Source organism: Sphingomonas sp. CROZ-RG-20F-R02-07 (assembly GCF_022662335.1).
GTDB lineage: Bacteria > Pseudomonadota > Alphaproteobacteria > Sphingomonadales > Sphingomonadaceae > Sphingomonas.
Genome location: NZ_JAKNQJ010000016.1, coordinates 1 through 20949, shown reverse-complemented (window position 1 = coordinate 20949; position 20949 = coordinate 1). Strand labels below are relative to the sequence as shown.

The window sequence follows — 20949 nt, the reverse complement described above, 5'->3', positions numbered from 1 at the left end:
CCCGTTCTTCTTAAGCAAGCGGGCCTGCTATACCAACCCGGATCAGTGCGCGCGATCAAGCACCAGAACCGCACCACCACGCGCGGCGAGTGGCACCCACAGGGTGCCGCCGCCGTCGACGACGCCCTTATGCCCGGCGACATCGGTCGGCTGCGATCCGTCGACTAGCGCCCGCACACGCCAGCGGCCATTCCCCAGAAAGCCGAGCGGCAGGGCGACGGTGCGCGGTGCCTCGTCCCCCATCACGCCGACGAACCAGCGCCCCCCGCTTCGCCGGGCGACGGCGATCCACCGGCCCCAGTCGCCCGCGATCCCGCGCGTCTCGTCCCAAGTGGCGGGAACGATGCGCAGGAACGCGGCACCCTTCATAGGCCGCCCGGCGGCGTTGAGATACGCGCCGGGCGAATCGCACAGCGACTGGAGCGGGCTTGGATAGACGACGAACATCGCCAGCTGCTGCGCGCGCGTGGTCATGACCTCGGGCAAGGCATGGCGGGCGACGAACGCGCCCGGCGCGACGTTGCGGAAGCCGCCCGGCGTATAGTCCATTGGGCCGATGACGGCGCGGCTGTAGGCCGATCGGACGTTGTACCCGGCGGTCACCTTGCGGCTCCACTTGTTGTATTCGGCGCCCATTACGCCTTCCTCGGTAATGAAGTTGGGGTAGGTTCGCTCCAGTCCGCGCGGCACCGGCGCGCCGTGAATATTTACCATCAAATGATGCCGCGCTGCCGTCGCCAGCAGCCGGTGGTAATAGCCGATCGCAATCTGGTCCTGCCGATAGACGTAGTCCACCTTGACGCCGGCGATGCCCCACCGCTCGTAGAGCGCGAACACCTCGTCCATTCGCCGGCCGAGCGCGTCCCAGTTGGTCCATAGCCACAGGCGAACGTGCCGTTGCGCCGCATAGCGGGCGAGCGCCGGGATATCGACGCCGGAGCGAAATTGGGTGATGTCCGCCAGGTGCTTGTCGCCGTCCGGCCGTGCCGCCCAGCCCCAGTCGATGACGAAATACAGCAACCCGAACCGGCCAGCAAAATCGACATAGGCGCGGTACGTCGCGTTGTTGTAGCCCGCATCGGGCACGCCGGACGCCTTCAGCCCCGCCCACCAGCCCCAGGCCGCCTTGCCCGGCCGGACCCAGCGTGCGTCGCCGATCCGCGACGGGGTGGCGAGATCGTCGACCAGCGTGTTCGCGATCAGCTGCTCGGGCCGGTTCGCGATCATCACGACGCGCCAGGGCGTGACGACCGGGCCGTCGATGACCGCCGCCAACGCATCGTTGGCCGGCAGCGGCGTCAGCCGGATGGCGGCGCCTAGCGACCCGGCCTTTACCAAATAGGCGCCGGGATAATGCTCCACGTCGCTCTCGGCCAGCGCGATCGCCTCGCCGCTCCGGCCCGTGCGGCAGCTGAGCGGCAGGTCGTACAGCGCGCCGGCGCGTAGAGCACTGGCGCGCACGGGCGCATAGTCGCCCTCATGACTGTTGAGGTACTCGCTGTGCGCCACCGCCAGGCAGTCATAATCACGCGGGAAGCGCAGCTCGGTGGTTTCCGCCGCGATGCGATAGGAAGCGCCCGGCCGGCGCGGCAGGACGAGCCGGAAGGCTGCGCCGCCGTCATAGGCGCGCAGCCGCAGGTCAAAGGATCTTCGGGCGCCGCCGCGCTCGCGAACGTGCACCGCCAATCCGCCATAGCGCGGTGTCCGTCGATCCGGCGCGACGGCGGGAGCCTCGACGCGCGTCGTCACGATCCGCACTGGTCCGAGCGGATCGTCGGCCAGCCGCAGGCCGACTGGCGACGGCGCGATCACGTCGGAGCCTTCATGGCGCACCCGCACCGCCAGCTGACCGCCGGGCAGCAGCCCTGCGACAACCGTCACCCGGCCATTGGGCGAACGGATCGACAACGGATCACGGATCGGCCGACTGCCGCAGCCCGCAATGAAGACGAAGCACAAAAGCGAAAAAAACCGCAAGACCACGTCCGTCATCATCCCTGCCCGCGTAATGCTCCCGGCATCACCGGGGCCAGATCAGCCGCCGCTCGCAGGCGACCAAACCCGCTAACTCGTTCGCTTGGGTCCATCACGCTTAATCGTCGCCTGATCGTCGCCCATCGACCACGTCCCGGGCTTTCCTTCTCCCGACGCTTGCCGCTACCAGCGTGCTGCCGATCGGTGGCATGATCGCCCGGCGGCGGACATCCACCGCGAGGGTACGGCATGAGGCGCGTCACGACGGGGAGACAGGCCGATGAACTGGCAGCAGTTGTTGCAGGACTGGGGCCTTCCGGTGCCGCGGTCACCCGATTTCAGCTCGATCGTGCTGGCACTCGTCGTGGTGATCGGCGCCTATGCGATCGGCTGGTTCCTGGGGAAGCGACTGGGCCCGCGCATTGCACGGATCGTCCGGCACTGGATGGGTCGCGTCGATCAGTTTGGCGACCATCTCGCCGACACCATCACCAACTACGGCCTCGTCGCGCTGCTGTTGCTGGTCGCGGGGAACGCCGCCCGGTTCAGCCCGCTGGGATCGCTGATCGTCGCTATCGCGCTCGGCGGCGCGGTCGCGGTCATCGTTCAGCGGATCGCCAGGGCGATGGGGGTGGGCAGCGGCATCGCGTGCGTGATCGCCATGCTGGCGTTCGTCGGCACGACGGCCGGCACGCTGGGCGGGATGCAACCGCTGCTCACGGGCATGAGGGGCGTCGGCCTCGATGTCGGCACGCACCGCATCACGGTGCTCGGCGTCGCCAATTTCATCGTCGTGGTGGCGGTGCTCTATGTGGCGGCGCGGCTCACCAACCGCATCACGCTCCACTCGATCAGTCGGATGAAGGCGCTGGACATCTCGCAGCGCGCGCTGGTGCAGAAATTGGCGAGCATCCTGGTTATCGTCGTCGCCGTGCTGCTGGGGGTCGACGTCCTAGGCATCGACCTCACCGCGCTGACGGTCTTTTCGGGCGCGGTCGGAATCGCGGTGGGGTTCGGGCTGCAAAAGACGTTCGGCAATCTCATCGCCGGCCTGATCCTGCTGATGGATCGATCGGTGAAGCCGGGCGACGTGATCGTCGTTGGCGAAACGTTCGGCGCGGTGACCAAGATCGGCGTGCGGGCGGTGTCCGTCGTCACCCGCGACGGCAAGGAGCACCTCATCCCCAACGAGCAGCTGATGACGCAGCCGGTCGAGAACTGGTCGTATTCAAGCCGCAACGTGCGCATCCACATCAAGGTTGGCATCGGCTACGACAGCGATCTTCCGCTCGCACAGCGGCTGATGATTGAGGCGGCGCTCGCCTCGCCGCGCGCGCTGAAGGAACCCAAACCCGCCGTCTGGCTGACCGGCTTCGGCGACAGCTCCGTCGACCACGAGATCCTCGTCTGGATCACCGATCCCGAGGCCGGGGTCGGCAACGTACGGTCCGATGTGCTCAACCGGCTCTGGCTGTCGTTCCGGGAAAATGGGATCGAGATTCCGTTCCCGCAACGCGACATCCACATCCGCAGTCAGGTGCCGCCGTCCACGACCTGACGCGCGGCCTGATCCCTCACGGCCGCGGGTCGCGGTCTCCGTCCGGGTAGGCGGAACGATCACCGGCAGCGTCCCTGGCGATCACGCTGAAGCTGCCGTCGGTTTCGAGAACGACGATGGCGGCCATCGCGATATCGCCCAGACCGCCCTTGCGCACCGCGGACCTGCGCTCCTCCTGCGTCACGCGTTCATCGAGCAGCGCGGCATGATCGATGCGACCATCCCGCAGCAGGATGCGCGGCTGCGACTTGATCGCCGCTTCGACCGGCTCGAGCCGGAGTGCGCTCCACGCGATCACGAACTGCAGCGCCGCGAGAACCACGAAGCCCAGCACGCCCTCCAGCAGCGGCACATCCTTGGAGAGCAGCACCGTCGCGAGCGTGGACCCGAGGGCGATCGTGACCACGAAATCGAACGCGTTCATTTTGGCGAGCGTCCGCTTGCCACTGATCCGCAGCATCGCGATCAGCAGTAGGTACGCAAGCGGCCCCACCACCAGGATGCGGAGCAGGCCATACAGGCTCCCGGCGATCATCGCGCGGCCGGCGGCCGGGCGGCGCGGCGCGCGGCGCGGCGTGCCGCCGCGGTCGCATCGGGGGCCGCCGTGTTTGCGGCAGCAGCCGTCACCGGCGCCAGGCACAGGTCCGCGGCGAGCGGCCGATGATCGGAGCCGACGTTTGCCAGTATCCGCAGCGACCGGAAGTGAAGGCCTTCGAGACGAACAGCTGGTCGAGCGGCCAGCCGACGGCTGCGTATTGGGCCGGGAAGCTTGGGTAGCTGCCACGCCCGATCCGGGGATCGAGATAGCCGCCGACCCGCTTGAACAATTGAGTGGTGCGCGACCAGGCGACGTCGTTAAAATCGCCCATAGCCATCGCCGGAACCTTGGCTCCCGCGATGCGCAGCGCCGCGTGTTCGATCTTGCGATCGCGCAGGTTCGTGTCCTCCCCCGCGATAGGAGGCCTGGGATGCAGGCCGATATAGTCGAACGGCTGGCCGCCGCGGGTGCGCAGGCGCGCATAGACCGTGGGCGTGTTCTGGTCGGTGATGTTCTTGGTCCGCGCCTGGTCGACCGGCAGTGTGGTCGCGAAGATCAGGCCATAGGTGTTGTCGATCGGGCGGAGCAGCCGGTGGGGATAGCGCGCGAGGACGGGTGCGAGCGCCTTGGCCCACGGCTGGTCGGTCTCCATCAGCAGTAGCACGTCGGGGCGCTCGCGGTCGATCGTCGCGATCGTCGCGATCGTCGCGGCGTAGTCGCGGTTATGCTGCAGGACGTTCAGGCCGAGCACCTTGAAGCACGACGCCGGATCGACGCCGGGCGTCGTGGCGTCATCGGCTACCTCGACGGCTGCGAACGGGACGTACGGATAGATACGCCAGAACTGGGCGCTCGTCGCCGCCGCGAGGACGAGCAGGATCGCCGGGCGCCAGCGCCGGGCGAGCACGATGCCCGCGAGCGCGATCACGCCGATCGCGATCAGGCTCAGCCAGCGCGGAAAATCGAACCCGGATCCACCACTGGTTCGAGTCGATCAGGCTGACCAGCGTCTCGCCGAGCGCGGCACAGGCAAGGGCGAGGATCGCGCCGCTCACCGCATCGCGTATCGTCCCGCTCGTCATCTCAGGTCGATCCTAGGGATCATGCGTCTTCCTCCTCCGTGCGCGACCCGCTATTCGTCGGCCAGGCCGGCGATCGGCCGGTCCTGCGGGTCGCCGTCGTCGTCCAACTCCAGCGTGGCGACGATGCGGCCGATCAGGTCGAGCGATTGTCGTGCCGTGTCCTGCGCCTCGGACGCGGTCGCCGCGATCTCTTCCTTCACCTCCGCCGCCGCGGTCACGATCGCGATCGCCTCGCCGTTACTCAGCACGCCCTTCTCCAGCAGGCCGTGCAGCAGGCTCTCGACCAGCAGGAGCGCCGCCTGTCCATGCGCATCGGGATCCGGCCGGGCGGCCTCGCGCCGGCGGTTCGGATCATTGTCGCCTGACTGCACGGGCATCGCCTTCGTCGCAGGCGGGAGAACGGGCATCTCCCGGTCGTCGGCGGCCTGGGACCGCATGCCGACGATGCGCTGCCGTAGCGCGGACGCGGCGACGTGTCACAACCACGATCAAGATCGGGGTCGCCCGTGTATAGGCCTGCACGATCAACCGTTGGGGGACACACGCGTGCCAAACGCCTTCATCAGCAAGATTAGCCACCGCGTCGCTCTATCACCTGAGGACATCGCGATCCTAAAGGCGGCCTGCGGGCCCGGGCGTCGCTATCCGGCGAAGCACGATCTGATACGCGAAGGCGACGATCCCGGGCCGGTGTTCGTGTTCCTGGAAGGCTGGGGCTGCCGGTACAAGATCATGCCCGAAGGCGGTCGGCAGGTGTTGGCGATCATGATGCCGGGTGACTTCTGCGACATGCATACCTCGGTCCTGAACGAGATGGACCATACGATCGCGACGGTGACGCCGGCGCTGGTCGCCACGATCCCGCGTCCGCGGATGCAGGAGTTGCTCGACCTTCGGCCCGGCATCACGCGGGCGTTCTGGCTGATGCAGCTCGTCGATCTGGGTGTGGCGCGATCGTGGATTGCCAGCATCGGCCGGCGCGGCAGCACTGAGCGGGTGGCCCATCTGATGTGCGAACTGTATCTGCGTGCACGCGCCTTGCGTCCCGTCGAGGACGGGCAATGCGCGCTGCCGCTCAGCCAGATCCTGCTCGCCGACGCGCTCGGGCTGACGCCGGTACATGTCAATCGCGTGTTGCGACGGTTCAAGGCGGCCGGAATCATGGCGCTGCGTCAGGGCGATCTCGTCATTTCGGACATTGCGCAGCTGATGCGGATCGCCGGCTTCGACGATGCCTATCTCCAGCGGCGCCTGGCCTCCGAGGAAAGCCAGATGCCCACTCCCGCCCTTTGAAACCAAAGCTCGGGCGGGATTGCCGCTAACCCCGGCCGAAGAACAGCTTGTAGACGACCACGATGACGGCGATTACGATCAGGATATGAATGAGGCCGCCCGCGATGTGAAATATCGCGAAGCCCAGGACCCACAGAACGACCAGAATGACAGCCAGTAACCAAAGCATCTTTTTACTCCCCTGATCGGCGCGTGAGCGCCATTGCATTAAACTGGTCGATTGTCATCCATGCGCAAAGCTGTGACGGCTGACCTCACGGCCCTACATCCACGTCATCGGCCTTGGCCGTCTTGCCGCCGCTCTTAGCGAAGCCCAGCCGCTCGGCAACTGCTTCGTTCCAGCCATAGGGATCGGTGCGAAACGCGACCTTGCCGCCATCGTCAACGAAGACGTTCTGGTAGAGCAGCCGGACCGGGATCTGCGTTGGCAGGGGCACGAACGTCTGCTTGCCCGTCGCCGTCGCGGTCTGCCATTTGTCGGCGATCCCCTCGTCGCTCGCCAGTCGCTGCGCGAAGCCGGGCGCGTCCTGCACGCGCACGCAGCCGTGGCTGAGGTGGCGCTGGCTTCGATCGAACAACGTCCGGTTGGACGTGTCGTGAAGATAGATCGCCTGGTCGTCTTTCATGTCGAACTTGACTACGCCGAGCGCATTGTCCGGCCCGGGCTGCTGAACGATCCAGCCGCCGTGCATCTTCATGTTGTGCGACCGAAGGTAGGCCGAGCCGACATGCGCGAGATCGCCGTTCTGGATCGATTTGGGCACCGTCCAGGTGGGATTGGCGACGAGGCGATAGATCGGCGCGGAAAGCGGTGGCGTCTCCTTGCCCGGCTTGCCCGCGATCACCTTGCGCTCGTCGACCAGCTTGCCGTCGCGGAAATACTGCAGACGGGCCGCCGCGGTGTTGACGTCGATGCGCGTCGCAGGCGGCGTTCGCGACAGCCAGCGCCGTCGCTCCAGCGCCACCGCCAGCGACCGGGCACGATCGCCGGGGCGCAGGTTGAGCACCTCCAGCGTGTCGGCCCCGACAATCCCGTCGGCGACGATGCCATAGTCGCGCTGCAGATGCTCGACGGCATCGGCGACAGGCTGCGTATAGATTGCCTGATCCGAGCCTGACGCCACGCTGATGCTCAGATAACCGCCGTCGGTCAGCTGCCGGGCGATGTCGGCCACCCGCGGATCGCTGTCGCCGACATGGATTGATCGATCCGTCCCGATCATCGCGGGCGCGGGTTGCTGCGTCTGCGCGCTTTCGTGCCGATACGCCTGCGACAGCTGGCGATAGGCCGCATCCTGCGGCGCAAGCCCCGCGAACCAGCCGGGCAGATCGCCCTTGGCGAGCGCGGCGGCGAGGCCGTTCGCGAGGTCCGACGCCGGACGCGGCAGCGTGTAGACCTGGTGCAGCGCTGCTGGATCCACACGGCCCTGCGCAAGTGCCTGCGCATAGTCGAGCGCAGCGCCGGTACGCGCAACATCCTGCCCGGCAGCAGACATCGACGCGAGGTCGTTGGGAAGGAACGCGACCCGCTCGAGCCCGTGGTCGGCCCGACCGGCCAGTGCCTCGTCCAGCGCCCCCGACGTTGCGGCCGACCAGACCGGACGCCATCCGGCGTTCCGGTAGAACGCCCTTACCGCATCGTCGTGGACGGCTGACTTCAACGCGGCGGTCTCTGCAGGGACGGCGGTGGCGGTGGCGCGACCCTCGGCCGATGCCGCGGACGGCACCATGGTCAGGATCGCGATCGAGATGAAGGTGGCATGCACGCCAGTCATGGTGGTCCGATCGCTCCGGTCGCCGAACGACGCCAAGATCGTCGGCTAGCATCGCGGCAGCACCCGGCTATTAACCGTGGTCAAGATCGCGGCGGCGGGCGCCGATACGGAGCCGGTCGATGACGATGATTCTGCTGACGTTGATCGTGCCGTTGCTGGCGCTGCTCCGCTATGGCCTGCACGCGCCGGCGCTGGTGATCTTCGCGGTCGGTGGCGTCGCGGTCGCGATCCTGGCCGAATGGATGCGACGCGCGACTGAGCATATCGCATCGCGCGCGGGATCGGCGATCGGCGGACTGCTTACCGTCAGCTTCGGCAGTGCCGCCGAGCTCATCCTGGCGCTGTTCGTCATCGCGAGCGGCCACGGCGAGATCGTCCGGGCGCAGATCACCGGCTCGATCATCGGCACCAGCCTGCTGGGCCTCGGGCTGGCGGCGCTGATCGGCGGCTGGGCGCGCGAGCAGCAGACCTTCTCGCGCGACAAGGCAGGCCTGCTGTCCACGCTCTTCCTGCTGGTGGTCGTGGCGCTGCTGCTGCCGGCGGTGTTCGATCATGCCGACCTGGCGCGTGGCGCGGGACGCGCGGTGCGGCTGGCCGGCGAACAGGCGCTCAGCATCGGCGTCTCGATCGTCCTGCTGCTGCTGTATGCCGGCAATCTCGTCTTCACGCTGGTCACCCACCGCGACGTGTTCGCCAGCGCGCGCGATGAACCGCGAACGGACAGCTGGGGCCTGCCGCGCTCGATCGCGGTCCTGATCGCCGCAACGGCCGCCGTGGCCTTCTGCGCGGAGACCGTCTCCGGCGTGCTGCAGGACGCGGCCGGCACGCTCGGGCTGCCGCTGTTGTTCGTGGGTGTGATCCCGCTGGCGCTCGTCGGCACCGCGGCCGACCTGTTCGCGGCGGTGAGCTTTGCGCGCAAGGACCGGATGGACCTGGTGATGAGCATCTGCGTCGGCTCGTCGATCCAGGTCGGGCTGGTCGTCGCGCCCCTGCTCGTGTTGATCTCATGGGCGATGGGAACGCCGCTGAGCCTGGTGTTCACCAGCCTGCTCGACCTGTTCGCGATCGCGGCCGCCGCCTTCGTCGCGCGCTCGATCGCCGCGGACGGGGAGACGAACTGGTTCGAGGGGTTGCTGCTGATCGGCGTGTACGCGCTGTTCGCGCTGTCGTTCTTCTTCATCGCGCCCGTGTTGTGATGGGGTCGACCACGGGAGGGCGGCGGCGTCTTGATTGTGGTTAAGAGTGCCTGGGTCGGTGCGGCTATGTCTGGCGACATGTCGATGCACCACGATCCCGGTGCTCGCAGCGTAGGACCACGATCATGTCGATGAGAACAACCATCAGTGCGGCCGCTCTGGCGCTCCTGGGTGCGCCCCTGATCGCCGCGATCCCGGCGGCGAACGCATCGCCGGCGCAGAGTGGCCAGATGCAGCCGGGCCAGATGCAGCCGGGCATGTCGGGGCGGGGCGATCGCCCGCAGGACGGACGCCCGATGACGGACCAGAACGGCTCGGCCGCGCGTGACGCTAACCGCGCGTCGATGAACCATGTCCGGATGCGGCAGGATCGGCGGGACGATCGGGCGCAGTATCGCAGCGACCAACGTTTCTACATGCGCGAGGCGATGCGTCGCAATCATCGGCGCGCCGTGAACCGGTACGACCGGCGTGTCATGCACCAGCAGAACGCCTATGCCGCCGCGATGGCGTCGTGGCGGCGCCAGGTGAACGCGTGTCATCACGGCGACCATCGCGCGTGCAAGGCGCCGACGCCGCGCGTTGCCAATTTCTACTGAGCCACCCCCGCCGACCCGCCGCCTGATGCGGCGGATCGCTCAACTTCCATTACTAAGGTGATCGATCGATGAAGATGATGATCGGGGCACTGGCCCTTTGCGCGATGATGCCGCTCGCCGCTTGCAGCAAGAGCGGTGACGAGAAGCTCGCCGACCGCGTCGAGAATCATGCCGATGCGCAGGCCGACATGATGGAGAACCGGGCCGATGCGCTGCAGGCGCAGGCCAAGCAGGTTCGCAAGACTGGCGAACAGCGTGGCGATGCGATCGATGCCGCCAACCTCAACACCGCGCAGATGAGCGGCGATCATAAGGATGCGATCGTCAACGGTGCGGCGCCGGCGGTTCGTTGAGCGGCTCCGCCGATACGGCATGTTCGGGCAGGAATAATATCATGAAAAGCGTTTCGCGACGGATGATCGGGCTTTGCGCAATGACCGGGGCCACGCTTGTGTCGGGTTGTGCCGGCTATGGCCAGGGGCCGTCAGCAGGCTATGGCCCGCCGTCGGGCCAGCCTTATTACGCCGACCAATATTATCGCGACGGGCCGTCCTATCGCGAGCGGCGGCTGCGGCGTAACGATGCGGTGTATCGCGGTCGGGACGGCCGCTATTACTGCAAGCGCAACGATGGCACCACCGGTCTGATCGTGGGTGCGCTCGCTGGCGGCGTCCTCGGCAACATCATCGCACCGGGTGGATCCAAGACGCTTGGCACGCTGCTCGGAGCTGGCGGTGGCGGACTTGCAGGACGGGCGATCGGTCGTAACGACGCGCGGTGTCGCTAAGGCAGCCTGAGGCAGGACAGGGCGCAACCAAGGATGTGCGTTCCTCCTGCCGGCCGAGGCGCCGTGTGGGGTAGCGCCCCGGTCGCCGCCAGCGTCTCTCACCACCGATGCCGGTCATCGACGGGCCGGTAGTCGACAGGATCACGTCTTGACCATCGGATTGAAACGGTTCGCCGAGAAGCTGGGCGCTAGCTACTGGTTTGTGCCGACGGTGATGGCGTTCCTGGCCGTCCTGCTAGCCGGCGGCATGATCGTCCTCGACACGAACGAGGGTTCGCAGTGGATGGACAGCGTGCCGTGGCTCTACGCCGCCCGGCCCAGCGGCGCGCGCAGCCTCCTGTCGTCGATCGGCGGATCGATGATAACCGTCGCCGGCACCGTGTTCTCCGTGACGATCGCCGCCGTCGTGTATGCGTCGGGCCAGTATGGCCCGCGGCTGCTGACCAACTTCATGAAGGATCGCGGCAACCAGTTCACGCTCGGGACCTTCATCGCCACCTATCTCTACTGCCTGCTGATCCTGCGGACGATCCGCTCGGCCGAGGAAAACGGCGGCTACAGCTTCGTCCCGAACCTGTCGCTTCTCGTCGCGGTCGTCCTGGCGGTGTGTTCGATCGGCGTGCTGATCTTTTTCATCCATCACGTGCCAAGCAAGATCCACATCAACAGCGTGATCGAGGATATCGGCGCGCGGCTGCTGCGCGAAATCGGGCACCGTTTTCCCCGCCACGTCGGCTCCGCCCGGCCGGACGATGACCTGTCGGACGAACAGCGCGTGCCCGCCACCTTTCGGCGTGACTGCACCCGGCAAGAGGCCGAAAGCCGGCGGCTGATAGACTCCCGCTCGACCGGCTACATCCAGACGGTCGACAACGACGATATCCTGCAGATCGCGCGCGACCGCGATCTGGTGCTGCGGATGCAGTATCAGCCGGGCGACTTCGTTCATATCGGCCGCACGATGATCGAGGCATGGCCGGCCGAGCGGTGCGACGACGATACCGTCGACGCGCTGCGCGACGCCTTTGCCACGGGGCAGAGCCGCTCGACGCTTCAGGACCTGCGCTTTCCGATCGACGAGCTCGTCGAGATCGCGGCGCGTGCGATGTCGCCGGGCGTCAACGACCCCTTCACCGCGCTGACCTGCCTCGACTGGCTGAGCGCCGCGCTGTCAGACCTCGTCGCGCGCGATCTGCCGTCGCACCTGCGGGTCGACGAGGACGGCGCGCTGCGGGTGATCGCGCATTCGCAGACGTTCGCGACGTTTCTCGACCGCTCGTTCGGCGCGCTGATCCAATATTGCGCGGCGGACATGATCGCCGCGTTGCGCTTCCTGACCGCGCTCGGCGAGGTGTCGCTGGACTGCGACGATCCGGGCCGGCTCGCGGCGATCACGGCCTATGTCGATCGTCTGGAGGCACTCGCGACAAAGTATCTCGACGCCTATAACCTGGCGCAGGTGTCGCGGCGATCGGCGCAGCTTCGCCACGCGCTGGCCGAACCCGATTACAAGCGACGGCTGCGCGACGGCACGGCATGGCTCGGCGGCACCGCCTGATGCCACAGGAGACCCCATGACGACGACCACTCCCGCCGCCCCGTCGATCAACCCGTCCGCGATCTGGGCGACGGTGGACGGCATGATCAACGGGTTCCTCGCCATGCTGCCGCTGCTGGGTGCCGCGCTGGTGGTGTTCCTGATCTTCTGGGGGGCGGCGGTCGGCACGCGCAATGCGATCGAGCGCGTCACGTCGCAGCGATCGGAATATCCCGGCGCGGGCAAGGCATTCGGGCGGCTCGCCTATATCGCGATGATGCTGCTGGGGCTGCTGATCGCGGTGACGGTCGCGTTCCCGTCGGTCACGCCTGCCAAGCTGTTCTCCGTACTGGGCGTCGGCGGCGTCGCGATCGGCTTTGCGTTCAAGGACATTTTCCAGAATCTCGTCGCCGGCATCCTGCTGCTGATCCGTCATCCCTTCCGCGCCGGCGACGAGATCACCAGCGGCGGCTTCACCGGCGTGGTGGAATCGATCGAGACCCGCGCGACCTACATCCGCACCTATGACGGCCAGCGAATCATCGTCCCCAACAGCATCGTCTATACCCAGCCCGTCACCGTCATCACCGCCTACGGCCGGCTGCGCAGCGACTATGATTTCGGGATCGGCAACAGCGACGACGTTGCCGCGGCCCGCGGCCTGATCCTCGACGCGTTGAAGGGCGTGGACGGCGTGCTCGCCGATCCGGCACCCGACGTCGTCCTGTGGGAGCTTGCGGACTTTTCGCAGAACCTGCGCGTGCGCTGGTGGAGCAAGCCGCACCGCGCCGGCGTTGTCGAACTTCGAGGCCGCGTGCTGGAGGCGGTGGCGCAGGCGCTGGCCGGCGCGGGCATCGACCTGCCGTTCCCGACCCAGGTCGTGCTGCTCCACGACCAGACCGACGCGAACGACGGCGATCGCACGAAACAGCGCGAGGGCTGGCCGGCGGGCAAGTCGCCGCCGGCAGCGCGGCCGATCGGTCGAAGCTAGGGAGCGGTCTGGTTCCCGTCGGGCAGCGCGGCCAGCGCATCGGTCAGCGGCTGGACGGATATCTCGATCGAGCCCCGGTCAGGCCGGTCGAGATCGATCGTCAGCGCGATCAGCATCGTGATCGCGGCGGCCATGATCGTCAGCCCGACGTAACGGTCGAACCCGCCCAACGTCGCGCTGTAGCCCGCGAATCCGAGCGACAGCATCGCGATCGCGGTCAGCACGACGAGGACGGTGACCGGCACGTGGTTGCGCAGCGCCGTCAGCCGCGCCTCGGCGATGTTGGTCTGCTCGTTGAGCGCGGAGACGAACCGGTAGGCGGGCAGCGACTGGGGCTGTTCGGCGGTGATCGCGGTCGCCTGCCCCCACAGCCGGGTCAGCACGGCGTTGGATGTCGCGATGTCGCGCGCGAACTTCGCATCGTCGAACGGCGCGCCCAGGCCGATCCGAAGCTTCGTATAGTCTCTGAGCATCGCCATGACCGGTGAGCGATGCTGCGGCGGCAGCATCAGTGCGTAATTCGCGGTCGTTCCGATCGCGTTCGCCTCCTGAAGCACCATTCCCCGGCGCGCGTCGTAGCGCGCGAGCGACAGCGAGTAGGTGAACGCAATCAGCAGCGCAAAGATGCCGAGCATCCCGGTCGCGAGCGAACTCGAGTCCTTGTCCTCCCCCTTGCTGCGCTGGCGCCTGCCGATCAACCGCCCCGCCTGGGTCGCGACCAGCAGGAGGACGAAGAGGAGGAGCGCGACGGCGAGGAGGCTGGTCGAGCGCAAGAGGTTTTCCATTCCGGTTTGCTTTCCGATCGGCTGGTATGACGGCTCACGACCGGGTGGATGCGGCGCCTGCGCGGCGCTTGGCGTCCGCGCCATCGCTCACGTGCCGGGTCGACGTCATCACAGCCCGGCCGAGCGCATGATGCTCGCGAGCCGAGCCGAGCCCCGTCGCTCGCGACCGATCGTCAGATTGCCCCAGCCGCGCCGCTGGTCGTACGCCGACGTGTCGCGCAACGTCGCGATCGCCGCCAGTGCCCGGCGGGCGACCCGCGGCTCGATCGCGTCACGCCGGAGGCAGGCGAGGAGGTCGCGTGTCGCGCGGGACAGCCGCTCGTCGAGGTCGGCGCCGCTCGCATAGCCGCTCTCGCATCGCGGCGCGGCGATCGCCGGCACGGCGGAGGGTGACGTCCGGCCCGTCGGCGCTACAAGCACCCCCAGCGCGGCGACGACGGCGGCGAGTGTTTCGGGAGCGATCATGATCCTTGCCTATCGCACAATCCGGCCGCCTCCCAGTCCGATCCGGAAGGCTCGGGTCTCTAGCCGGCCGCTGCTCGCCTGTGGCGCGCTGCTGGCGTCGCTGGCGGTGACCGCACCTTCGGCAGCGGCGCAGGCCGATCCGACGCCGCCGCTGGTGACGGCGAGCGCGCAGCTGACGCTCGACGAGGTGGCCGACGTGTCGGGCGGCATCGCGCGCGGCAACCGGCTGCTGGACAAGCTGGAGGGCGTGGCGGAGTTCGATGGCACGCGGCTCGGCGCGCCGTGGCTCGCCGCCCGCGCCGACGTCGGATTGACCAACGGACGCAAGATCAGCGGCGACCTGGTCAGCGACATCCAGGGCATCGACAACATCGAGGGCGTACGGGGCTTCCGCATCTACAACGCCTGGATCAGCGCGAGCGGCAGCCTGGGCGGGGTCGAGGCGGGCGTGATCGACCTCAACTCGCAGTTCGACGTGCACAATGTGGCGGCGCTGTTCGTCAACTCGTCGTTCGGCGTCGGCCCCAGCCTGTCGCACAGCGGTCTCAACGGCCCCTCGATCTATCCCAACAGCGGCCTGGGCGCGGTCGGCTGGCTGGACGATACCGACCGGAGCATCCGCGTCCGGCTGGGCGTGTTCGACGGCGTGCCCAACGATCCCGACGATCCCGCGCGGACGACGTTCCGACTGGACGACCGCCCACCGTCGAACAGCGACGTTGCTCGTCATTCGAAACTGCGCGGGTGGTGACGGGACAAGCTCAGAACGCTGGCACGCTCAACCGGCAATGGCGAACGGTCGGTAGACTTGGTGATATCGATTCAGGCTAATTCGCCAAATGAACAATGGTCCGGTTTTTGAGCTTGCTGGCGTGCGATAGTAGGCAGGCCGTTATCACCGTTAGAGCGGTTGAGCAGGCCCCTGCCCCGCCTCCTGAATGAAAGTCCGTTTACGCCAATCGCAACTCCAAAGCGGACGGGCGGCTATCCACCAGAATCACCTCAAGAGCAGACGGTCTGCCCAGCACCAGCTTAACCTCGAAATCAGCCGGTCAGCCCAGTACCAGTATTTCACAGCCGACTTATCAGGGCGCATCAAACCGCAGCTGCGCGCGGTGGCTCGGCGGCAGCGTTGAAAGGCGCTACGTTGATCTGCCCTGCCCGTTCGCGGGCCTGGGCGATGTCGTAGCTGTTCTGCATTCGCATCAGCGTGTCCATCGACACGCCGAACGCCTTCTCGATCCGCACCGCCATGTCGGACGAAAGGTGGGCACGCTCGTTGAGCAGGGTGGAGAGCGTTGCGCGGGTTACGCCCAGCACCTCCGCCGCGCGGGTCACCGAAAGGCCCAGCGGGTCGATGATCTCGTGTTTGACGAACCCGCCGGGGTGGGCGGGCCGCTTCATGCGGATGCCTGCGCTCGCGTTCATGGCCACCTCCTAGTGGTAATCCTCATAGTCCAGGTCGATGATCTCGATCTCTCGCCTGTCGATCCGGAACGTCATCCGCCAGTTCTTCGTCACGAACAGGCTCCAGACGCCCTTGCGGTCGCCGGTGAGCTGGTGAGCCTTCCAGCTCAGAACCGTCCGCAGTTCGTCCTCGCGCTCCATGTCCTGGAGGAAGGACACCATGCGGCGGACCTTCTCCACCACAGCCGGTTGCAACCCGCTGGCGTCCTCGTCCGCGATGAAGCGCCGCAATCCCTTGTGGATGACGTTTCGAATTCGCACGGGATCAGCTAAGCATTCCACCGTGCGGTGTCAAGTGACGCTATACGAACAGCTGGGCCGTCTCCGGTCAGCTGAAGAGTGGAGCCGCCGCCGAACCTCCGTGGCTTGCACAAAGGTGCCTAACGGCACGCTCACCGGCATACGCACGTGCCCTCAATGCGTTGAGCGATCAACGGTGCAATAGGTCAGGAGCGGGATGCCCAAAGCTTCAGTGTCCGAAGACACGCTCGACCTGACGTCGCTGGCCTATGCCGTTCTGGTTTCGGAGAACGGGAGTTTCCGCCTGGCGGGGCAGATGCTCGGCGTTCGCACCTCAGCTGTCAGTCGTCGCGTCCGTTCGCTGGAGGATACGCTCGGCGTATCCCTGTTCCATCGGACGCGCCGGGGCGTGCAGGCGACGACTGCGGGATTGCGGGTGCTGAAGCGGGCACGTTCGATCCTGTCGGACGTCGGGGCGCTGAAGCGGACGGCGCTGCAGAACAGCACAGGGGCTGAAGGCCGCCTGCGCCTCGGAGTCGTTGCCTCAATCGCGTGCGGGTTCTCGCGGCATCTGTTGGCGTCTTTCGTCCGTGATCATCCGGGGCTGGAGCTCGAGGTGGTGGAGGGCTCGTCTGCAGAGAACATCGCCGCCGTCCGGGCGCTCACGCTCGATTTCGCCTTCGTCGCCGGGGCGCCGCTCTCTCCACGCTGCGAGCTCGAAGAACTCTGGCGCGAGCGCGTCATGGTCGCGCTGCCGGACCATCATCATCTGGCCACGGCGAAGCTGATCTTTTGGAAGCAGCTGGAGAATGAGCGGTTCATCGTCAGCCACGTGGACCCCGGCCCGGAGATCCAGGACTATATCATCCGCAGCTTGGCCGACCTCGGGAGGCACCCCAATGTAGAACAGCTCTCGGTACAACGGGAGACGCTGCTGGCGCTGGTCGGTCTCGCCCAAGGGCTCAGCCTTGTCGGAGAGGCTGAAGCCGGCGTGACCTACCCTGGAGTGGCGTTCCGACCTCTGGACCACGAGGAGATTCCGTTCAGCCTCGTCTGGTCGCAATCGAACGACAATCCGGGATTCAGGCGCTTTCTGAGTTCGGCTCGCCTGCGGGCCGCGGAGCGCCGGGCGACACACCCATCGTCGTAGCTGGCGCGGCCGGCAAGGTCCTCCGGGCTTTGGCGAATGCGCGATCGGTCGCCATGAACCGCTCGAGCATCGGAGCGATAAGCTTGACCGGCTCGACAAAGGCGCCGGTCTCGCGCGCCAGCGCCTCTGAGTACGCGACGAGGTCGCGATGCACGACAGGCGGCAGCTCGTGGGTGACCCGTACCGGCTTTTCGTCCGCAATCGCACCGAGCTTGAGCTTCGACATATTTCCCCCGTCAGCCCGCGTAGGGCTCCATCACAAGGTCGCGTGTCACGATTACGCGAACCGGGAACCCTGGCCGCACGGTGATCGTCGGCTGAACCTGCAGCGAACGCCCGACCACTTGCCGGCCTGTCTGGCTGATGGAGTCCGACGCGCCGCGCCGGATCGCGTCGACGAGACTGTTCTCGTCGTTCGACGTTCCGGCCTCCGATCCCGCAGACAGGATGGTCGAGAGGAGCGCCGCCTTGAACAGCGCGCCCCAATGATTGTCGATCCGGTCCTGCAGTCCGGCATACCCCTCGGCATCGGCGCCGGGCTGGCGTTCCAGGACGACGGACCGCCCGTTCGGCATGACGATCCTGTTCCATACAAGCAGCGCCCGGTTCTGACCGAATGTCACCTCGGCGTCGTACTGCCCGATCAGCCGCGCACCTTGGGGGATGAGCAGCATTTTGCCGGTCGGGCTGTCGTAGACGGCCTCGGTCACCTGCGCGGTTATCTGGCCGGGGAGATCGGAGCGCAGTCCGGTCAACAGCGCGGCGGGGATGACCGCGCCGGCTTGAAGAACGCTGTTGGCGGCAGGAGCTTGAACGGCATCTGCGCTGGTCACGCGGCGGTCGACGGGACCATTCAGGAAGGCAAGCTTGCGGTCGCTCTCCGTTGGCTGGGAAGCACCACCGACTATGGAGCCGAGCGCGGCTTGGTCGACCAGCGGCGCCGTTCCGCCCGGCGGACCAGAGCCAGCAGCCGCGGCAGGTTGCGTGGCGGCGCGTGCCTCGCTCGCAAACAGCCGGCTGGTCCGCGCGGCCTCGATCTCCTGGACGAGCCGTTGCCGTTCCTGCGCGAGGCGCTGCGCCTCAGGGTTGGGCTGAGCGGGCGCGGGCATCCCCGGGGCCGACGCACCCGCGTTCAGGATCGGCTTGCCGAGATCGCCCGGCAGCGGCGGCCCAAGCTGCGGGACCGGCTTCGGCAGCCCGCTATAGTCGCGTGGCAGGCCGTTCAGCCCATCGGGCGTCTGCCTGGTGCCGGTGCTGTAGAGCTCCTGCGTCGGTGCCTTCGCCCCGTGCGGCCACAATGCGAAGCTGAGCGCGCCCGCCACGGCGATCGCCGACACTCCGGCGAGTGTCGCGAGAACCCGCCGGGACAGGCGCATCACGCGCGGCCGTTCCGGGCGGAGCCGGAGCTCGGCCGCGATCTCCCGGTCCGTCCGCACACCGTCCAGGCGACCGGACGCTGCGGATGGAAACGGATCCTGACCTTCCTCTTCGTGGTCAGGCTCGAGCTCGCCGTCCGGGCCGCTCACGAGGCCGGCCTTCCGTCGGTCCGGACGATCCGCACCTTCTTCTGGTGGTCGCTACCCAGCCGCAGTTCGGCGGCGGCGAACAGGCGGTCGACGATCATGAAGCGGCCGCGAACGCGGTAGTTGACCAGCTCGGCGCCGCCGGCTGCGCCGATGACCCACAAGGGCGGCATCTCGCCCTGGGCGATCCCACGGGGGAATTCGACGAACACCTGCCGGCCGTCGTCATAGGCGCGCAGCGGACGCCACGCCGGGGTGTCGCCCTCGACCCGGTAACGGAAGTTGAGCGCGTCGACATCGATCCCGCTCGCCACAGGCTGCGCCGCCTCTGCCCGGACGGTTTGCTGGCGCAAGGCGATGAGCTGATCGGCGGCGTAGGACCAGGAGACCGAGGCCATGTACGTCCGCTCGGTCGAGCGCATCTCGACATGATAGGTGCGGCGGTCGGTGTTGATGACGAGGTTGGTGAGGAGATCGGCGCGCGACGGCTTGACCAGGATGTGGACGCGCTTGGACGCGCCCGACCCGCTCTCGGTGTCGCCGATGATCCAGCGCACCGTGTCGCCGGCGGCAACCGGCCCCGTTCCCGCGAGCTGCTCGCCGGGCTCCAAGGCGATGTCAGTGATCTGCCCCGGCGCGGCGTAGAGCTGGTAGAGCGCCCCGTCCGTGAAGGGGTAGACCTGGACGGCGTTGAGGTAGCCGGCGCGGGTCGGCTGGATGCGCGCGGCGCCGTTCGCCGCCTCGACCCGCGCACGGGGATCGGCCCGCTCGGACAGCGCGGTGCGGCCGGGTCCTGGCAATGGCTTCAGCTGGCCGGGCAAGGGCAAAGGCTGGGGCACCGCCACGATCTGCACCGGCGGTGGCGGGTCGGGCTCGAGCACCGCCGCCTTTGGCGCTTCGTCGTAGGTAATTTCCGGCGGCGTGAACTTGTGCGCGCAGGCGGACAGCGAAGCGGAGGCAAGCAGCACGCCCCCGAGTAACGGCAAGCGCATCAGCCGAGCTCCTTGGACCAGTTGAGGGCGGTGACGTAGACACCGAGGGGGTTCTTCTTGAGCGTCTCGGCGTCGCGGGGGGTCTGGACCGCGACCGTCAGGATGGCCGTCCAGCGTTCGGTCGCGGCGAGAGCGCCGTCTTGGAAGCGGCGCTCGGTCCATGCGACCCGGAAGCTCGCGGGCGAGGCCCGAATGACGCTGCCGATCTCGACCGAGACTTGGCTGTGCCCGAGCTTGGCGAACGGGTCGTTGGTGCGGGCGTAATCGCTCAGTGCCAAGGCGCCTGAGCTCGTCGTGTAATCGTACGCGCGAAGCCAGTTCTGCCGCAGGACGATGGGATCCGCCGGAACGGAGCGGACTTCCTCGACGAACCGGGCCAAATGCCATGCCACCTGCGGATCGGTCGGCTGGTAGGCCGCGTCGGCGGGCGCGACGGCCTGCGCCTGGCCGAGGCGGTCGACCTGCACGACCCAGGGCACGATCGAGCCTGTTGCCGACTGCCAGACGAGTCCGGCGGCGAGGCCGCCGGAAAGGAACAGGGAGCCGAACGCCATCAGGCGCCAGTTCTTGGCTTGAACGCGAGCGGACCCGATGCGGTCGTCCCACGCTTGAGCGGCGCGCTGGTAGGGCGTTTCGGGTTCGGGGGTGCGCCCGTAGCGCACGTCGGATCGCTTGAAGAACATCACTCGCCTTCGCTGACAGAAACGGAGGAGCCGGAGCCGGAGCCGTCGCCTGCGCGAACGGCGTGAGCGGCGGTGGAAGCGCCCTGGTGGACGGACTGGCGCCGGCGCATGGCGCGCGCCCAGCCGGGTTCACCGGAGGAGGCAATGGAGTCAGCCGCTGCTGCGGCCGGCGCGGCGCCGGACGCGCTACCCGCGCCGGAGCGGTAGCTTTCGCCCATCGCCGCCGGCGCTCGCCGCAGCGGGCTGCTGATCGCCTGCACGGCAGCCGAGCCGCCCGCGCGCGCGACGCCGCCTACGCCGCTCGCCACCGCCGC

The 20949-nt window shown here is 67.6% G+C and carries 24 protein-coding genes and 1 pseudogene; 10 read left to right on the top strand and 15 right to left on the bottom strand.

Annotated features, from left to right (window positions below; all coding sequences use genetic code 11):
- Positions 1 to 42 precede the first annotated feature (42 nt).
- The gene (locus tag L8H00_RS16505) at positions 43 to 1908 is read right to left on the bottom strand and encodes a glycoside hydrolase family 97 protein (protein ID WP_242098401.1); all 1866 of its coding nucleotides are present in this window, start codon (positions 1906 to 1908) and stop codon (positions 43 to 45) included.
- Between the two features lie 346 nt (positions 1909 to 2254).
- Here L8H00_RS16505 and L8H00_RS16500 point away from each other — a divergent pair, with 346 nt between their 5' ends.
- Complete coding sequence (locus tag L8H00_RS16500) at positions 2255 to 3532, top strand: mechanosensitive ion channel domain-containing protein (protein WP_242098400.1); 1278 nt, start codon at positions 2255 to 2257, stop codon at positions 3530 to 3532.
- Positions 3533 to 3548: 16 nt separating this feature from the next.
- On the opposite strand, the gene L8H00_RS16495 is transcribed toward L8H00_RS16500, so the two are convergent.
- The 3 genes from L8H00_RS16495 to L8H00_RS16485 form a co-directional block, all read right to left on the bottom strand.
- Positions 3549 to 4067, bottom strand: coding sequence for a YetF domain-containing protein (locus tag L8H00_RS16495; RefSeq protein ID WP_347340748.1), 519 nt, complete (start codon positions 4065 to 4067; stop codon positions 3549 to 3551).
- An 88-nt stretch (positions 4068 to 4155) separates the two neighbouring features.
- Positions 4156 to 4998 carry an endonuclease/exonuclease/phosphatase family protein gene (locus tag L8H00_RS16490; RefSeq protein WP_242098398.1) on the bottom strand — a complete coding sequence of 281 codons (843 nt, stop codon included), beginning with the start codon at positions 4996 to 4998 and terminating at the stop codon, positions 4156 to 4158.
- Positions 4999 to 5202: 204 nt separating this feature from the next.
- Positions 5203 to 5529 carry a hypothetical protein gene (locus L8H00_RS16485; protein ID WP_242098397.1) on the bottom strand — a complete coding sequence of 109 codons (327 nt, stop codon included), beginning with the start codon at positions 5527 to 5529 and terminating at the stop codon, positions 5203 to 5205.
- A gap of 58 nt (positions 5530 to 5587) precedes the next feature.
- Between L8H00_RS16485 and L8H00_RS16480 the strand changes: the two genes are divergently transcribed.
- A complete protein-coding gene (locus tag L8H00_RS16480; protein ID WP_242098396.1) occupies positions 5588 to 6445 on the top strand; it encodes a Crp/Fnr family transcriptional regulator in 858 nt (285 codons plus the stop codon).
- Between the two features lie 25 nt (positions 6446 to 6470).
- Here the strand turns inward: L8H00_RS16480 and L8H00_RS16475 are convergent, their stop codons facing one another.
- The gene (locus tag L8H00_RS16475; RefSeq protein WP_242098430.1) at positions 6471 to 6614 is read right to left on the bottom strand and encodes a lmo0937 family membrane protein; all 144 of its coding nucleotides are present in this window, start codon (positions 6612 to 6614) and stop codon (positions 6471 to 6473) included.
- An 85-nt stretch (positions 6615 to 6699) separates the two neighbouring features.
- Entirely contained in the window at positions 6700 to 8220 is a 1521-nt protein-coding gene (locus tag L8H00_RS16470) for a L,D-transpeptidase family protein (RefSeq protein ID WP_242098395.1), read from the bottom strand.
- 119 nt (positions 8221 to 8339) lie between these two features.
- Between L8H00_RS16470 and cax the strand changes: the two genes are divergently transcribed.
- From cax to L8H00_RS16440, 6 genes are all read left to right on the top strand, one after another.
- The gene (cax, locus tag L8H00_RS16465) at positions 8340 to 9416 is read left to right on the top strand and encodes a calcium/proton exchanger (RefSeq protein ID WP_242098394.1); all 1077 of its coding nucleotides are present in this window, start codon (positions 8340 to 8342) and stop codon (positions 9414 to 9416) included.
- Positions 9417 to 9547: 131 nt separating this feature from the next.
- Positions 9548 to 10015 (top strand): hypothetical protein, encoded by a 468-nt coding sequence (locus L8H00_RS16460; RefSeq protein WP_242098393.1) that lies wholly within the window; start codon positions 9548 to 9550, stop codon positions 10013 to 10015.
- 68 nt (positions 10016 to 10083) lie between these two features.
- Positions 10084 to 10368: a hypothetical protein gene (locus tag L8H00_RS16455; RefSeq protein WP_242098392.1), complete on the top strand. Its 285-nt coding sequence runs from the start codon at positions 10084 to 10086 to the stop codon at positions 10366 to 10368.
- Positions 10369 to 10409: 41 nt separating this feature from the next.
- Positions 10410 to 10802, top strand: a complete 393-nt coding sequence (locus tag L8H00_RS16450) for a hypothetical protein (protein WP_242098391.1) — start codon at positions 10410 to 10412, stop codon at positions 10800 to 10802.
- A 148-nt stretch (positions 10803 to 10950) separates the two neighbouring features.
- Complete coding sequence (locus L8H00_RS16445) at positions 10951 to 12360, top strand: DUF2254 domain-containing protein (protein WP_242098390.1); 1410 nt, start codon at positions 10951 to 10953, stop codon at positions 12358 to 12360.
- Positions 12361 to 12376: 16 nt separating this feature from the next.
- Positions 12377 to 13330, top strand: coding sequence for a mechanosensitive ion channel family protein (locus L8H00_RS16440; protein ID WP_242098389.1), 954 nt, complete (start codon positions 12377 to 12379; stop codon positions 13328 to 13330).
- Here L8H00_RS16440 and L8H00_RS16435 read toward each other — a convergent pair.
- Both L8H00_RS16435 and L8H00_RS16430 read right to left on the bottom strand, forming a co-directional pair.
- Positions 13327 to 14115, bottom strand: a complete 789-nt coding sequence (locus L8H00_RS16435; protein ID WP_242098388.1) for a hypothetical protein — start codon at positions 14113 to 14115, stop codon at positions 13327 to 13329. The two genes, L8H00_RS16440 and L8H00_RS16435, sit on opposite strands and share 4 nt — an antisense overlap.
- A 108-nt stretch (positions 14116 to 14223) precedes the next feature.
- Positions 14224 to 14580, bottom strand: a complete 357-nt coding sequence (locus L8H00_RS16430; protein WP_242098387.1) for a hypothetical protein — start codon at positions 14578 to 14580, stop codon at positions 14224 to 14226.
- Between L8H00_RS16430 and L8H00_RS16425 the strand changes: the two genes are divergently transcribed.
- A complete protein-coding gene (locus L8H00_RS16425; RefSeq protein ID WP_242098386.1) occupies positions 14579 to 15331 on the top strand; it encodes a carbohydrate porin in 753 nt (250 codons plus the stop codon). The genes L8H00_RS16430 and L8H00_RS16425 overlap by 2 nt on opposite strands.
- 344 nt (positions 15332 to 15675) lie before the next feature.
- Here the strand turns inward: L8H00_RS16425 and L8H00_RS16420 are convergent, their stop codons facing one another.
- Positions 15676 to 16008, bottom strand: coding sequence for a HigA family addiction module antitoxin (locus tag L8H00_RS16420; protein WP_242098429.1), 333 nt, complete (start codon positions 16006 to 16008; stop codon positions 15676 to 15678).
- Positions 16009 to 16017: 9 nt separating this feature from the next.
- Positions 16018 to 16308, bottom strand: coding sequence for a type II toxin-antitoxin system RelE/ParE family toxin (locus L8H00_RS16415; protein ID WP_242098385.1), 291 nt, complete (start codon positions 16306 to 16308; stop codon positions 16018 to 16020).
- A 196-nt stretch (positions 16309 to 16504) separates the two neighbouring features.
- On the opposite strand from L8H00_RS16415, the gene L8H00_RS16410 reads away from it, so the two are divergent.
- Entirely contained in the window at positions 16505 to 17437 is a 933-nt protein-coding gene (locus tag L8H00_RS16410; protein ID WP_242098384.1) for a LysR family transcriptional regulator, read from the top strand.
- Here the strand turns inward: L8H00_RS16410 and L8H00_RS16405 are convergent.
- From L8H00_RS16405 to L8H00_RS16385, 5 genes and pseudogenes are all read right to left on the bottom strand, one after another.
- On the bottom strand, positions 17370 to 17663 hold the full coding sequence (locus tag L8H00_RS16405; protein WP_242098383.1) for a DUF2274 domain-containing protein: 294 nt from the start codon (positions 17661 to 17663) through the stop codon (positions 17370 to 17372). The genes L8H00_RS16410 and L8H00_RS16405 overlap by 68 nt on opposite strands.
- Positions 17664 to 17673: 10 nt before the next feature.
- Positions 17674 to 18813 (bottom strand): TrbI/VirB10 family protein, encoded by a 1140-nt coding sequence (locus L8H00_RS16400; RefSeq protein ID WP_242098428.1) that lies wholly within the window; start codon positions 18811 to 18813, stop codon positions 17674 to 17676.
- A 146-nt stretch (positions 18814 to 18959) separates the two neighbouring features.
- Positions 18960 to 19952, bottom strand: coding sequence for a P-type conjugative transfer protein TrbG (gene trbG, locus L8H00_RS16395; RefSeq protein WP_242098382.1), 993 nt, complete (start codon positions 19950 to 19952; stop codon positions 18960 to 18962).
- On the bottom strand, positions 19952 to 20635 hold the full coding sequence (gene trbF / locus L8H00_RS16390; protein ID WP_242098381.1) for a conjugal transfer protein TrbF: 684 nt from the start codon (positions 20633 to 20635) through the stop codon (positions 19952 to 19954). The genes trbG and trbF overlap by 1 nt, the downstream gene beginning before the upstream one ends.
- Positions 20635 to 20949 (bottom strand): annotated as a pseudogene (locus L8H00_RS16385) (P-type conjugative transfer protein TrbL); the annotation flags it as partial. The gene trbF and the pseudogene L8H00_RS16385, both read right to left, overlap by 1 nt.

Excerpts from the sequence above, each read along its gene's own strand:
- L8H00_RS16435 (WP_242098388.1), bottom strand. The coding sequence starts at position 14,115 with ATGGAAAACCTCTTGCGCTCGACCAGCCTCCTCGCCGTCGCGCTCCTC.
- L8H00_RS16410 (WP_242098384.1), top strand. The coding sequence starts at position 16,505 with ATGCCCAAAGCTTCAGTGTCCGAAGACACGCTCGACCTGACGTCGCTG.
- L8H00_RS16405 (WP_242098383.1), bottom strand. The coding sequence starts at position 17,663 with ATGTCGAAGCTCAAGCTCGGTGCGATTGCGGACGAAAAGCCGGTACGG.
- L8H00_RS16480 (WP_242098396.1), top strand. The coding sequence starts at position 5,588 with ATGCCGACGATGCGCTGCCGTAGCGCGGACGCGGCGACGTGTCACAAC.
- L8H00_RS16460 (WP_242098393.1), top strand. The coding sequence starts at position 9,548 with ATGAGAACAACCATCAGTGCGGCCGCTCTGGCGCTCCTGGGTGCGCCC.
- L8H00_RS16450 (WP_242098391.1), top strand. The coding sequence starts at position 10,410 with ATGAAAAGCGTTTCGCGACGGATGATCGGGCTTTGCGCAATGACCGGG.
- cax (WP_242098394.1), top strand. The coding sequence starts at position 8,340 with ATGACGATGATTCTGCTGACGTTGATCGTGCCGTTGCTGGCGCTGCTC.
- L8H00_RS16470 (WP_242098395.1), bottom strand. The coding sequence starts at position 8,220 with ATGACTGGCGTGCATGCCACCTTCATCTCGATCGCGATCCTGACCATG.
- L8H00_RS16425 (WP_242098386.1), top strand. The coding sequence starts at position 14,579 with ATGATCCTTGCCTATCGCACAATCCGGCCGCCTCCCAGTCCGATCCGG.
- L8H00_RS16440 (WP_242098389.1), top strand. The coding sequence starts at position 12,377 with ATGACGACGACCACTCCCGCCGCCCCGTCGATCAACCCGTCCGCGATC.
- L8H00_RS16495 (WP_347340748.1), bottom strand. The coding sequence starts at position 4,067 with ATGATCGCCGGGAGCCTGTATGGCCTGCTCCGCATCCTGGTGGTGGGG.
- L8H00_RS16420 (WP_242098429.1), bottom strand. The coding sequence starts at position 16,008 with ATGAACGCGAGCGCAGGCATCCGCATGAAGCGGCCCGCCCACCCCGGC.
- L8H00_RS16400 (WP_242098428.1), bottom strand. The coding sequence starts at position 18,813 with ATGCGCCTGTCCCGGCGGGTTCTCGCGACACTCGCCGGAGTGTCGGCG.
- L8H00_RS16430 (WP_242098387.1), bottom strand. The coding sequence starts at position 14,580 with ATGATCGCTCCCGAAACACTCGCCGCCGTCGTCGCCGCGCTGGGGGTG.
- L8H00_RS16475 (WP_242098430.1), bottom strand. The coding sequence starts at position 6,614 with ATGCTTTGGTTACTGGCTGTCATTCTGGTCGTTCTGTGGGTCCTGGGC.
- L8H00_RS16500 (WP_242098400.1), top strand. The coding sequence starts at position 2,255 with ATGAACTGGCAGCAGTTGTTGCAGGACTGGGGCCTTCCGGTGCCGCGG.
- L8H00_RS16485 (WP_242098397.1), bottom strand. The coding sequence starts at position 5,529 with ATGCCCGTGCAGTCAGGCGACAATGATCCGAACCGCCGGCGCGAGGCC.
- L8H00_RS16455 (WP_242098392.1), top strand. The coding sequence starts at position 10,084 with ATGAAGATGATGATCGGGGCACTGGCCCTTTGCGCGATGATGCCGCTC.
- trbG (WP_242098382.1), bottom strand. The coding sequence starts at position 19,952 with ATGCGCTTGCCGTTACTCGGGGGCGTGCTGCTTGCCTCCGCTTCGCTG.
- trbF (WP_242098381.1), bottom strand. The coding sequence starts at position 20,635 with ATGTTCTTCAAGCGATCCGACGTGCGCTACGGGCGCACCCCCGAACCC.